Source organism: Anoxybacillus dikiliensis, assembly GCF_050613275.1.
GTDB lineage: Bacteria > Bacillota > Bacilli > Bacillales > Anoxybacillaceae > Anoxybacillus.
Genome location: NZ_CP187112.1, coordinates 293,470 through 306,735, shown reverse-complemented (window position 1 = coordinate 306,735; position 13,266 = coordinate 293,470). Strand labels below are relative to the sequence as shown.

10 protein-coding genes are annotated in these 13,266 nt (G+C 40.2%); 5 read left to right on the top strand and 5 right to left on the bottom strand.

Annotated features, from left to right (window positions below):
• The first annotated feature begins 167 nt into the window (after positions 1–167).
• Positions 168–2,606 carry a CoA-disulfide reductase gene (gene cdr, locus ACPF7I_RS01705; protein ID WP_430745197.1) on the top strand — a complete coding sequence of 813 codons (2,439 nt, stop codon included), beginning with the start codon at positions 168–170 and terminating at the stop codon, positions 2,604–2,606.
• 127 nt (positions 2,607–2,733) lie between these two features.
• Here cdr and ACPF7I_RS01700 read toward each other — a convergent pair whose 3' ends face one another.
• Complete coding sequence (locus ACPF7I_RS01700; RefSeq protein WP_430745199.1) at positions 2,734–3,423, bottom strand: TerC family protein; 690 nt, start codon at positions 3,421–3,423, stop codon at positions 2,734–2,736.
• Positions 3,424–3,647: 224 nt separating this feature from the next.
• Between ACPF7I_RS01700 and ACPF7I_RS01695 the strand changes: the two genes are divergently transcribed.
• The 3 genes from ACPF7I_RS01695 to ACPF7I_RS01685 all read left to right on the top strand — a co-directional run bounded on the left by ACPF7I_RS01695 (position 3,648) and on the right by ACPF7I_RS01685 (position 8,309).
• Positions 3,648–4,097: a C40 family peptidase gene (locus ACPF7I_RS01695; protein ID WP_430745200.1), complete on the top strand. Its 450-nt coding sequence runs from the start codon at positions 3,648–3,650 to the stop codon at positions 4,095–4,097.
• A gap of 169 nt (positions 4,098–4,266) precedes the next feature.
• Complete coding sequence (locus ACPF7I_RS01690) at positions 4,267–6,390, top strand: putative bifunctional diguanylate cyclase/phosphodiesterase (protein WP_430745202.1); 2,124 nt, start codon at positions 4,267–4,269, stop codon at positions 6,388–6,390.
• A 20-nt stretch (positions 6,391–6,410) separates the two neighbouring features.
• The gene (locus ACPF7I_RS01685; RefSeq protein WP_430745204.1) at positions 6,411–8,309 is read left to right on the top strand and encodes a protoglobin domain-containing protein; all 1,899 of its coding nucleotides are present in this window, start codon (positions 6,411–6,413) and stop codon (positions 8,307–8,309) included.
• A gap of 66 nt (positions 8,310–8,375) precedes the next feature.
• Here the strand turns inward: ACPF7I_RS01685 and ACPF7I_RS01680 are convergent, their stop codons facing one another.
• Positions 8,376–9,857 (bottom strand): methyl-accepting chemotaxis protein, encoded by a 1,482-nt coding sequence (locus ACPF7I_RS01680; protein WP_430745205.1) that lies wholly within the window; start codon positions 9,855–9,857, stop codon positions 8,376–8,378.
• 107 nt (positions 9,858–9,964) lie between these two features.
• Positions 9,965–11,044, bottom strand: a complete 1,080-nt coding sequence (locus tag ACPF7I_RS01675) for a nitric oxide synthase oxygenase (RefSeq protein WP_430745207.1) — start codon at positions 11,042–11,044, stop codon at positions 9,965–9,967.
• A gap of 220 nt (positions 11,045–11,264) precedes the next feature.
• Between ACPF7I_RS01675 and ACPF7I_RS01670 the strand changes: the two genes are divergently transcribed.
• Positions 11,265–11,594, top strand: a complete 330-nt coding sequence (locus tag ACPF7I_RS01670) for a hypothetical protein (RefSeq protein ID WP_430745208.1) — start codon at positions 11,265–11,267, stop codon at positions 11,592–11,594.
• Positions 11,595–11,614: 20 nt separating this feature from the next.
• Here the strand turns inward: ACPF7I_RS01670 and ACPF7I_RS01665 are convergent, their stop codons facing one another.
• Both ACPF7I_RS01665 and ACPF7I_RS01660 read right to left on the bottom strand, forming a co-directional pair.
• Positions 11,615–12,784 (bottom strand): immunoglobulin-like domain-containing protein, encoded by a 1,170-nt coding sequence (locus ACPF7I_RS01665; protein WP_430745210.1) that lies wholly within the window; start codon positions 12,782–12,784, stop codon positions 11,615–11,617.
• Positions 12,771–13,256 carry a sigma-70 family RNA polymerase sigma factor gene (locus tag ACPF7I_RS01660; RefSeq protein ID WP_430745211.1) on the bottom strand — a complete coding sequence of 162 codons (486 nt, stop codon included), beginning with the start codon at positions 13,254–13,256 and terminating at the stop codon, positions 12,771–12,773. The genes ACPF7I_RS01665 and ACPF7I_RS01660 overlap by 14 nt, the downstream gene beginning before the upstream one ends.
• Positions 13,257–13,266 lie beyond the last annotated feature (10 nt).

Sequence of the window (13,266 nt, the reverse complement as noted above, 5' to 3'; positions counted from 1 at the left end):
TTGTGCAAGTTTTCTCTTCAACAAAAATTATACAAACATCTCTATAATCAACACAACGATGTTCTTTCGTGAAAACATTCACATATTCGTCACAAACAAATACTAATACCCCTTTATCTATAATTTTCATTGTGATACAATTCACAATGTAAGGAGGTTGATCAATAATGAGCAAAAAAATTGTCATTGTTGGTGGGGTAGCTGGTGGCGCAACAACAGCGGCCCGTCTACGCCGTTTAGATGAACAAGCAGAGATCGTGATGTTTGAACGTGGAGAATATATTTCATTTGCAAACTGTGGTCTTCCATATTATATCGGTGGTGCCATCGCCGAACGCGACGCTTTGCTCGTCCAAACCGTTGAAGGGATGTCGGAAAAATTTAACCTCGACATTCGCATTCAAAGCGAAGTGATCGCAATTGACCGTGAACGGAAAACGGTAACTGTGAAACATTTACCAACTGGAGAAACGTACGAAGAAAGCTACGACTATCTCGTTTTATCACCGGGGGCAAGCCCGATCAAGCCAAATATTCCTGGCATTGAAGAGGCAAGCAACGTATTTACATTGCGCAACATTCCAGATACCGACCAAATCAAAGCATATGTCGATGAAAAAAAACCGAAAAAAGCTGTCGTCATCGGCGGTGGCTTTATCGGGGTGGAAATGGTTGAAAACTTATGGGAGCGCGGTATAGACGTGACGCTCGTTGAAATGGCGAAGCAAATTATGGCGCCTGTCGACTACGAAATGGCAGCTATTCTTCATCAACATATAAGAGATAAAGGTGTTCGTCTCATTTTAGAAGATGGTGTCGCTGCATTTGAACAACAAGGAAAAGTCGTTCGCCTACAAAGCGGAACAACGCTTGAAGCGGACATGATCGTCTTAGCTATTGGCGTAAAGCCAGAAAACGAGTTAGCCAAACAAGCGGGGCTAGCTATTGGCGAACGTGGTGGCATTCAAGTCAATGAATATTTACAAACATCTGACCCATCCATCTATGCGATTGGTGATGCGATTGAGGTGATTGACTATATTAACGGTAAGCCGACTCACATTCCACTCGCATGGCCAGCAAATCGTCAAGGTCGAATTGTTGCCGACCATATTTATGGCCGGAACGTACGTTACAACGGAACGCTTGGCACAGCGATTGCAAAGGTATTTGATATGACCGTTGCAGCAACAGGAAACAACGAAAAAACGCTACAACGTCTCGGTATCGCATATGAAGTATTGCACATCCATCCAAATTCACATGCTAGCTATTATCCAGGAGCGTTTCCAATCGCTCTAAAATTATTGTTTGATCGCGGAACAGGTCGCATGTTTGGGGCCCAAGCGGTCGGTTACGACGGTGTCGATAAGCGAATTGATGTGATTGCAACGGCAATCAAAGGTGGAATGACAGTATTCGACTTACCAGACTTAGAATTAGCTTACGCACCACCATATTCATCGGCTAAAGACCCAGTCAATATGGCAGGGTATGTTGCATCAAATATCATTGAAAACATGGTCGAAACAATTCAATGGCATGAAGTCAATCAATTAGTGAAAAACGGGGCATGCCTCGTTGACGTTCGTGAAGAAATGGAACGCGACATGGGATTTATTCCAGGCTCAATCAACATTCCGCTCGGACAATTACGCAAACGACTTCACGAGCTACCGAAAGATGAAACGATCTACGTTTATTGCCAAGTGGGATTACGCGGTTATTTAGCAGCACGCATATTAGCCCAACATGGCCTCCGCGTCAAAAACTTAGATGGCGGATATAAAACATATGCCGCTGTTTACAACGAATATGAACGACAGCAAACAGAGAAAGAAGAAAAACAAGTGGAGCGTGTCGATATCATGAATGTTCAAGCGACAACAACATTAGATGCATGTGGACTCCAATGCCCTGGACCGATTATGAAAGTATATCAAACGATGGAACAGCTAAAAGAGGGAGATGTATTAGAGGTAAAAGCAACGGATCCTGGATTCGCTCGCGACATTCAAGCATGGTGTAAAAAAACAGGAAACACATTGCTAAAGACGACGTTCGAAAATAAAATGTTTATCGCCTATATCCAAAAAGGAACAACAGCACCGAACCCATCTATAAAAGAAACGAAAAAAGACGGGGCAACGCTCGTTGTGTTTAGCGGAGATTTAGACAAAGCGATCGCATCGTTTATTATCGCATCGGGTGCCGCGGCAATGGGCAAAAAAGTAACGATGTTCTTTACTTTCTGGGGGCTAAATATTTTACGAAAAAAAGACGCACCTCCCGTTCAAAAAGATATGCTTGAAAAAATGTTCGGCATGATGATGCCAAAAGGTGTTCATGATCTTCCATTATCAAAAATGAACATGGCAGGCATCGGACCAAAAATGATTGAATACGTCATGGAAAAGAAACATGTAGACGATGTCGAAACGTTGATGAAAAACGCGATGGCTGCAGGCGTCAAACTTGTCGCTTGCTCGATGTCAATGGACATCATGGGCATTAAAAAAGAGGAATTAATTGATGGAATCGAAGTTGGAGGTGTCGCAACATATTTAGGTGATGCGGAAGAAGCAGGCTTAAACTTATTTATTTAAAAAAACCGGGCTATCTCGATCGCGAGATAGCCCTTTCAAGTATATTCACAGGGGGATCGGGGGAATACACTTAGCATTATTCATTATGACCGTTCTTTTTTATTTTATACATTTGTTAATAAAATTTTTATGCGATTTTTCGTTTATCCATTTTTTTATTCTTTACATATCCCGCTAGTAAAATAGAAGCTGTCACAACAATAAGGAATACGAGCGATTGCGAATCTTGAGAAAAAGCTATCCATTTTTTTATTTGTTCATCCTTTAATAACATCTCCCCCGCCGTCCACGCTAAAATACCTGAGCCAACATACGGAATCCATTTATATTTCTCCATCGCCAACACAATCGCCTTCGACCCGAAAATCATAATCGGAATGCTGATTGCGACACCGAAGGCGATCATACCAATATGCCCCCCCGATGCTCCGGCAATGGCCACAACATTATCTAAGCTCATGACAGCATCGGCTACAATAATGGTCCAAATCGCTTTCCATAAGCGGTCGGCCGCTTGCACATTCGCTTCTTCTTCCTCGTTCACAAGCACTTTATATGCAATCCAAAGGAGCAATAATCCTCCCACAAAATGAACAAATGGAATTTGCAATAAAAAGACGATGATTGCAGCAAACAATATGCGCAAAATGACCGCTCCAGCAGTCCCGAATAAAATAGCACGATTGCGTTGCTTTTCCGGCAAGCGACGTGTAGCCATCGCAATGACAATCGCATTGTCTCCAGATAAAATAATGTCAATCGCAATAATTTTTAACAAAGCGACAATCGCTTCTGATGAGATGATCCAATCAAGCATTTGAGCTCCCCTTTTTCAATATATTTCTCCCCTATCTTATCGCGAAGCCCGTCTACATTCAACTTTTCTGTTCCGACATATATGTTAAATTCTCTCTTTATTTTTACAAAAACCGACCGCTGTAATGTATTTGTAACATAATTTAATGGCTATGTAACAATTTTTCGACATCTTTTTTGCTATAATGAACTCGTCGATGGAACAAGTCTTTGGAGGTTCACGCAATGAAAAAAGCTCTAGCCACTACCGCTCTCTTTATGTTGCTATGTTTCACGTATTTTGCAAACCCTTTCAAAACAGAAGCTGCGTTTTCAGCAAATACGCTCGTTGCTGAAGCGCATAAAGTGATTGGTACACCGTATCTTGCAGGAGGAACGACACCAAAAGGATTTGATTGCTCTGGTTTTGTTAGTTATACATACAAAAAAGTAGGCGTTTCCCTTCCTCGTTCTTCAGGAGCGATGTATGAGTTCGGAAAGCCTGTCTCCCTCAACCAATTAGCACTGGGAGACTTACTATTTTTCAAAACATCGAAACATAAAGGGATCTCCCACGTTGCAATTTATATCGGCAATGGCCGTATGATTCACGCGACATCGTCGAAAGGAGTTAAAGTAGACTCCATTCACCAATCTTATTGGAAACAACGTTTTGTTGGAGCAAAACGTTTATAAAGCGAAGGCAAGTACTTCATGCCGAACGTCTTTTCGACGCGAAGTACTTGCTCTCGACACATGAGGCAGGGAACATTCCCTGCTTTTTTTCATGATTTTTTCATTTTCCCTCCCATTTTTCCGATATATAATGTATGTAACATGGGGATGATGGAGGGACATAACACCGATGACAAAAAAAGAAAAGTGGACGATGGTTGTGAGCGTCCTTGCAACGATATGTTTTATTGCTATTTTGCTGTTTAGTTCAGCGCTAACGATGACATTTAAACAAAATCACTTTTTATCAATTCATACATTGCTTGAGTTTTTCAGCATTACAGTTGCGATGGCTATTGCGTTTCAAGGATGGATTTCGTTTCCGCAAGCGTTATCGCGCCGTCGATTGCGCATTGCGACAACTTTTTTAGCCGTCGGTTGCCTCGATTTATTGCACACGCTTTCATATAAGGAAATGCCGGGCATTGTGTTTGCCGATAGTTCCGTTCAGCTTGCGACTTCTTTTTGGCTAGCTGCTCGGCTCACACAAGCAGTATTTTTATTGCTCGCTTTTTTGCTTCCTGACGGACCGATTCAAGAAAAAGAGAAGTTGCTCGGTTTCTTCGTTCCTTTACTATATGTAGGGCTTTTATCGATAAGTATCGTTCATTTTGCGGACTCCTTGCCACCACTTGTCGTTGAAGGGCTAGGAACAACCCCTCTAAAAAACGGAGTAGAGTACGTCATCACCGCATTACACATGATCACGATTATTTTACTCATTCGACGCTATAAAGAAAAACGACTAGCACCAACGCTTGATGTCATCACCGGTTTCGTCTTTTTATTTTTAAGCGAGCTTATTTTTACGTTATATCGTCACGTTTATGATGTGTTAAATGTATTCGGACACGTATATAAAGTGATCGGCTTTTCTTATTTTTTACGCGGTTTATATTTAGCATCGTTTAAAGAACCGTTTCAAGCGAGAGAGCGCGCCGAGCAAGCGCTCGCTAAAAGTAGAGAACAACTGAGAAAACAAGCTTTATTCGATGAACTAACAAATTTACCAAACCGACGCTATTTTATTGATACACTTCGTGAGCGACTCGAAATAGCGAAACAAAAAAACGAAACTGTGGCGCTTTTTTTCCTTGATTTAGATAACTTTAAAAATATTAATGACTCACTTGGCCATGCAGCTGGTGATCTTTTGTTGCAATTGGTGGCGAAACGATTAAGTCATTTGCACGATCATTTTGTCGCTCGCCTTGGGGGCGATGAATTTGCGGTCATTGTTGCTGATGTTCCATCATTTGAACAAGTGGCACAACAGATGATTGATATACTTGGCGAACCTTTTTTTATTCGTCAAAAAGAATTATTTATTACAACAAGTCTCGGAGTGAGCGTATACCCAACAGATGGGGAAGATGAAATGACATTAATTCAACATGCGGATATGGCGATGTATGAAGCAAAGAAAAAAGGGAAAAATCAATGGGCGATGTACGATCCAACGTTTGAACAAGAGCGCATCCGCAAATCACTCATTCGCCAACGATTACACGTCGCTTTAGAGCAACACGCCATTTCTGTATATTATCAACCAATTATCGACATGAAGAAAAATCAACTTGTTGGAATGGAAGCGCTTGCCCGCTGGAACGATGAAGAACTCGGCTTCGTTCCACCAAATGAATTTATTAGCATCGCCGAAGAGGATGGTTTTATTATTCCGCTCGGAGAATATATTTTCCAAACAGCTGTTTTTGACTTAAAACGACTACATGAACAAGGCTTGACTCACGTATATGTGAGCATTAACTTATCGCTTCGTCAATTAAAAAACGAGCAGTTTCTTTGTTTTGTACAACAATTATTAGAGAAAACGAGTTTACAACCAAACCATGTTGAATTAGAAATTACAGAAAACATTGCGTTAAGCGATGAAAAGCAAGTCATCGAAACGATTCGTGCACTAAAACAAATGGGGATTCGCATCGCAATTGACGATTTCGGTAGCGGCTATTCATCAATCGGTTATTTGCGCCATATTTCTGTCGATACATTAAAAATTGACAAGTCATTTATTTTCGAAGTCATCACAAACGAACATACTGCAAAATTAACCGAAGCCATTATTGCACTTGCTCATCAGTTGCAGCTACACATTGTCGCTGAAGGGGTAGAAACAGATCAACACGTTTCGTTTTTACAATCCACTCATTGCGACAAAGTGCAAGGCTATTTCTTTAGCCCGCCTGTGCCGTTTGAAAAAGTTGTGAAACAAGTTCAAGCTACTCACATATAACAAAGGGGAGAATCTGGGGGATGAAACATATACAAGTAACAGACAAAAAGCGACTTCATCAGCTACGTTATACAGGGGTAACAGAAGAAAAGCTACAATCCATTTACAATCATCGCAATGTATTACAACCGTTAGTCAAAGGAATTGTGGAAGATTTATATAAAGAGATATTATCTATTCCTTCTTTACGCAAATTGATTGAAGAACATTCGACATTAAGACGATTGAAAAAAACACAAATCACATATTTAAATGAATGTTTTGCAGGGATCATTGATGATGAGTATATTCAAAAGCGGTACAATATCGGCAAAGTGCACTCCGAAATCGGACTTGATTTGAAATGGTATTTAGCTACGTATACGAAATATGTTGAAATTATTTATAAACATATCTCTCCCGTTTTGCCGAATGAAGCAATCAACATTTTATTAGCTATTCATGCACTATTTTCATTTGACATGCAGCTTACCCTTGAAGCATATGAAATGGCTGAAATTGAAAAAGCGGCTCATCCACTTCGCTATGAGTTGCACAAATTACAACAAGTGAATGGATTTACAGAACAAGATTTGCAACATCTTGATCAATTTAGCGGCTATATTTCGTTTCGCGTCGATGCGATTATGGAAGCATTTCGCCAATCGTTTTCACAACGGCTATGGGAAGAGTATTCATACAGCTTTTTTGAGCGTGAGAAGTTTTTTTATTATGTTAAAAACTTTTTGTTGCAATTTTTTCAAGAAAAAATTTACTATGACACTGAAGCATACTTTCGCATCATTCGCGACTGGAGTCGATTAATTATCGATCAAAAATATCATGAAAGTTTTTTCCATATTACAACAGAATCCATTTGTGAAGCGATAAAAAAAGTATTTTTAACAAAAGAATATTTGCATGACCCACATGTCGTTCAATATATTCACTCGTTCGAACGATTTACGAAATTTACACTTTCAATTATGCAAGAAATTATTCGACCATACTTATTTTTACGCGATTTCGATTTTCTTGATATTTATGCCTACGAAATTAGCACAATTGATTTTGGACGTATTACGTGGATTGATGAGAAAACGAAACGGTTGTTGCATCACATCGGGATAGAGGGAGAGCATCCAATTGGACGTCGCTGTTACGAGTTATTTCATCAACGTACCGTCCCTTGTTCGGGCTGTCCAGCGCTAGAAGAAAAGTCGGAACCAATGCTTGCCACATTTGAAAATGAAAGCGGACCACATTATTATAAAGTTCGGCTTTTGCCGCAAAATAAAATTTTCGAGCTATCTCGTGCCCTTCTTGTCATTCAAGATGTCACAAAAGAAGCAAAAGTGATGTTTGATACGCTTGAACGGCTACTTCAACTAGCTGAATATCGCGATGATGATACGAAAAATCATGTGCATCGCATCGGTGTTCTTTCCAGCATGCTTGCTCGTCTTGCTGGATGTGACGAACAATTTGTGGCTGATATTCAAATTGCAGCGAAATTTCATGACATCGGAAAAGTTGGTATTCCTGATTACATCCTAAACAAACCAGGAAAATTAACAAAAGAAGAATGGGAATCGATGAAGACGCACGTGCTCATTGGCCATCAAATTTTAGCCAATCTCGATTTACCTGTCATTCAAATGGCCGCAAACATTGCACAAACCCATCATGAATGGTGGAATGGACAAGGATATCCAAACGGATTAAAAGGAGAAGAAATTCCGCTAGAAGGACGAATCGTCGCCATTGTTGATGTGTTCGATGCATTATTGTCCAAACGCATTTACAAGGACGCTTTTCCTCCGGAGAAAGTAAAAGAGATTTTACTCGATGGTCGCGGAAAACAATTCGATCCGAAATTGATCGACTTATTCATTACAATGTGGAACGATTTTCTGGAAACAAGAGAACGACTAGCGTAAATGTAATGTAACAAAAGGAAAAGCACCCCAAAATATTTCATGTGAAATTCGGGGTGCCTTTCCCTTTTATACTATTTGTTGTTGAATCATTGCAGCACGATGGGCCGTTTCTGTTACATATGCCGCCATTTTTTCATTCGCGTCTTTTAAGTGTTCTACTGTTGCACTTACTTCTTCAAGCGCTGCACTCGATTGTTGAATGAAAACAGAAAAATCGCTAATGGAACGATCCATTTTTTCTCCTTGTTTCTCTAGCTTCTCGCTAATAATAAAAAAGTGAGAAAGTTGTTCTTGCAAATAAGTTAACGACTGATACAATCGTTCAAAATATACATTCACTTCATCCGTCAATGATTCATTTTTCGTTAATTGTTCACTCGTTTCATCCATCCGCTCTAACAGTTCATTGTTACTTTCGTTTACTTCTGCCAAATTACAAACGATTTGTTGTGTCGTTTCTTCCGTTAATACAGCCAACTTTCGAATTTCTTCTGCAACGACCGCGAATCCTTTCCCGTATTCTCCTGCTCGCGCCGCTTCAATCGTTGCATTTAATGCTAATAAATTCGTTTGATTTGTAATTTGTTTAATTTGTTTCGTTAACTCATTTGTGTTTGCAATTTTACTCGTTAACGAATTTAATGTCGCCCTCGTCGCATGAATCGCCTCATGAAACTTTGCCGTATGTGTTAGTAAAAGATGCATTTTTTGTATACCTGCCTGAGCCATTTCACTTGATTGTGCTGAATGTTCCTTTAATTGTTTGGAAGTCTCGTAAATTCGCTCACTCATCGTTTTCGCCTCTGCTACTTCATCGTGAATATCGATGACTTGCTCACTCTGCGCTTGACCTGCCACCGCAGCTTGACGAATCGCTTCTTTCATTTCTTCTTGCGCCTGCACACTTTGGATCACTTTTTGATGAATATGTTCAACATTTTCAATAATATGTCTTAATTGTTGTTCAAGTTCATATCTTCTTGCACTTTGCTTTTCTTTTTCTTCATGCGTCTGTCCAACATGTTCGACAAGTTGAAGAAACTGCTTACGGCTTAGATGTAGCAGCACAGAGAGCGCGATACCAATCATCACATAAACGATAAACACCGTATGCCCAGTTTTTTGAAACACTTGCTGAAACGGAGAAGGAGTAAGTGCACTGACAACTAAAACAACTGTTCCAAGCAATATCCCTGTCATAAACAACATGCGATACAAATGTAACACCGACAATACAGCTAAACAAAAAGCCAAAGCGATTGTCCCTAAACTCCCCCCCGTCGTAAACAAACTGCCTAATGTCGCAGAAAATAATATAAAAATAATAAAGTACGGATATATGTGCTCATGCTTCTTTATCTTTTTTAACACGATATAAACGAGCACATTGAGTAAAAGACTTCCCCCATAAATAGAAATCTTCTCCACTTTCTCCCCAATCAAAATGAGTCCAATCACGCCTGTTAACGCACTAAGCGTATAAATAAGAAACAGGAAAAAGTTTTTCTTCCTCATTTCTTCCATTTTGAGTTGCTCAATGAAATCCACACACACTTCCCCCTTTTTCTTCTTTCTATAACTATATCAAAAAAATAAGAATATAGTAAATATTATTCTGAAAATTAGGAATATATTCATACAAAAAAAACACCGCATTAATGGCGGTGCTTTTCATAAGGACGTTCTTGGTAAAAATAATTCGGCTTTACAATTGTATTATCATAATATTGGTGAAAAATGTGCGTCGTCGCTGGGGATAGTGGTGGAATAAGCCACGTCCAACTGCCCGTTACTTTTCTTCCTGCTTCTTGTTCTTGCTGTTCAAAGCGCTTAAACTGCTGGGCTGCCGTATGGTGATCGACTATACTCACCCCTGCTTTTTTATATGAATATAAAACGGCAATATTTAGCTCAACAAGCGCTTGATCTCTCCATAATGTGCTATTTCTCGATGTATCAAGACCCATGCACGAAGCAATTTTCGGAAGCATATTGTATCGGTAATCATCCGCAAAATTGCGCGCACCAATTTCCGTTCCCATATACCAACCGTTAAATGGCGCGGCTGTATAGCGTATGCCGCCAATTTCTAAACACATATCTGAAATAATTGGTACTGCATACCACTTCAACTGTAGATCACGAAACCACGAAAACGTCGGATGCTCAATCGGTACTTCAAGCACGATATCTTTTGGAATCGGAAACAACTTCGGTTCGCGGCCATCTACTTGGATGACGAGAGGTAAAACGTCAAAATGCGTTCGATCCCCTCTCCATCCCAGCTTTTCACACGCTTTCGTGAATGAAATCGACGATGAATCACCGATGACCCCATGCTCTGTCTCGTAACCTGCATAGCGAATTAACTGATGATTCCAAATCCGCACACGTTCAGGACGAAAAATAGTAATAGTCGGACGAATTTTCCCTTCGTTTGTCGCGAAATCAATATGATGGAATAGCCGCTCGACAATATCTTCTTCTCTCTCTATCGCACGTGCATCAAACACATGAAGCGTTTGCCAAAACAGACGCCCGATACAACGATTGCTGTTGCGCCATGCCATACGCGCCCCGTGTTCAAGCTCTTCATATGTATGTTCATACGTTCCGGTTTGTTCAATTTCTCGTTTCACTTGTTGCAACCGCTCATGTATTTCATCATCGTTTTTTCCTAACTCTGTATAACATAAAGTGATAAATTGTTTTGCCTCTTTCCATAATGCTGTCAACGTCAGTCCCCCCACCATCTTGTCTTTTTATACAATACACCATCTAGCAACAAAATCACAACAAAGAGCATATTCCACCCTTTGAACCAATTGTGTATAATAAAATACAGGAAACAGTCTTTATCCGCATCACCACACATCCTAAACACCTCTTCCTAGCACCGTACATGCCTGTCACCTGTTTCCCTTTCTACACTTCTAAACGAAAGGAGGTTCCCTCATGGAGCATACGTTGCGACAAATTTTGGACAAGCTTGACAAAATGGAAGCTAACATGACAACGAAGCAGGAACTTGAAGAAATCAAAGCCAACATGGCCACGAAGCAAGAGCTTGCAGAAATCAAAGCAGAACTTGAGAAAGTCAAAGATCATATGGCAACAAAGCCAGACTTCATGCTTGTCCAACAAGCCGTACTTGAGACAAATGAAATCGTCAAAAAGCTAGAAAGTAAAATCGACACCCATGAAAAACTTTTAACTCTTCTTTCGCATCGCTCTCTTGAACATGAGGCAGCCATTTCTAGCATTCGTTTCATTTTAGCAAAATAAACGAGGGAACCTCCCCTCGTTTATTCGATATGTCCTAACGTATATTCTTCCCCCTTTCGAACGATAACGACATAAAATGTCCCCATCCATTCGTTTGTATGTGCGTGTGTCACAGTCACCTTCACTTTCACTTCCTCTTTCTCGTTCGTTTCATCCGGCTCCCAATAAACGACCGATGGCTCAACGTTAACTCGTTCCCCATTCAAAAACAACACTTTTGGACCTTCATATCCTTGAACAGCTTCAATTTGACCACTATCGGGTGGCATCGATTCGGCAATCATTTGTTCATCAGAAGATACAGGTCGCTCGGCCTCATATATCGCTAACGCATCATCAGTCATTTTATCAACGAACAACGTGCCGACATCCGCTTCCATCGAGAAATTCACTCGTTCTTCCCCTTCATACATCGGATATATGTGCAACCCTTGGCGTCCCGTCCGCGTTGAAACAAGGCGATTATAGCTGCTATAAACAGAAAAACGTTGGTCCCTCTCGCATGTCAGTTTTACATCTTGATTTTCGCTCGTTTCAAATGGTTTCGCCTCAATATACGATTGGAAGTTTGTTAGTTTTTGATCGACAACATCAAATTCAATATATCCAGTTAAATGAGCCGTATCCGTATAATACGTGCGTACTGTACGATATTTCCCATTTGTTAACGGTTGATTTAACAACGAAAAATCAATCCCATCCTTCACCGTTTGTCCCTTATCAATTAATGCAAGCATTTCAATAAATGCGAGATCGTTCGTTAACGTTGTCGGTAACCATATCTGTTTTTTGTCATCGTATCGCTCAATTGTATATGCATATCCGAATGAAATGACACCATCGCTTTTATTCGTCACAGAGAACTGGAGCTTTTGTTTTTTTGAATCATATGTGACATCATGAATAGTTATATACGAATCGGTCGCTTCTGTCGTCATCATATCTTCTCTTTGCCCATGTTCCATCATCATTTCCGCTTCTTCTGTCGTTTTTTCTTTAGCAGGTTGCGTTGGGTACAAGCTAATAGTCAATAATACACTTGCTGCGACTAAACTAACATAACCTGGTCGAAGCGACTTTCGCTTCTGTTCTTTTTCCCTTTCTTCAATCCGTTCAATGACTTTATTTTTCAATTCTTCCGTCACGACAATATGTTCCATCTCTTTTTTATATCGCTCACGCAAAATCATACTCCCCTTTCAGTTTGTTTTTTAACATTTCTCTCGCACGCGCCAACAGCGAACGAACCGTACTTTCCCGCTTTTTCAACAACTCGGCAATTTCCTTCGTCTGATATCCTTCATAGTAAAATAAATGGACGACTTCTCGATATTTTGTCGGAAGCGATGTGACTGCTGACATGACTTCGAAGTAATCGTTGACATCAACATCAGAAGAATGCAAACATTCTTCATATACACCGACTTTTCGATACGCAAACCATTTTAATTTGTTTCTACATACATTTGCAGTAACGCGAATAAGCCACGCCTTCATATGCTCTTCACTTTGTATCCGATCCATATGTTCGTACAGTTTAATAAACACATCTTGAAATACGTCTTCTGCATCATGTTGGTTTTTCATATACGTATACGCGAGGCGCAACACCATATTCCCATGCTCATCCATAGCACGTTGGATTTGGTCTTTAGTGCACAAAGAAACGACC

Excerpts from the sequence above, each read along its gene's own strand:
- cdr (WP_430745197.1), top strand. The coding sequence starts at position 168 with ATGAGCAAAAAAATTGTCATTGTTGGTGGGGTAGCTGGTGGCGCAACA.
- ACPF7I_RS01700 (WP_430745199.1), bottom strand. The coding sequence starts at position 3,423 with ATGCTTGATTGGATCATCTCATCAGAAGCGATTGTCGCTTTGTTAAAA.
- ACPF7I_RS01695 (WP_430745200.1), top strand. The coding sequence starts at position 3,648 with ATGAAAAAAGCTCTAGCCACTACCGCTCTCTTTATGTTGCTATGTTTC.
- ACPF7I_RS01690 (WP_430745202.1), top strand. The coding sequence starts at position 4,267 with ATGACAAAAAAAGAAAAGTGGACGATGGTTGTGAGCGTCCTTGCAACG.
- ACPF7I_RS01685 (WP_430745204.1), top strand. The coding sequence starts at position 6,411 with ATGAAACATATACAAGTAACAGACAAAAAGCGACTTCATCAGCTACGT.
- ACPF7I_RS01670 (WP_430745208.1), top strand. The coding sequence starts at position 11,265 with ATGGAGCATACGTTGCGACAAATTTTGGACAAGCTTGACAAAATGGAA.
- ACPF7I_RS01665 (WP_430745210.1), bottom strand. The coding sequence starts at position 12,784 with ATGATTTTGCGTGAGCGATATAAAAAAGAGATGGAACATATTGTCGTG.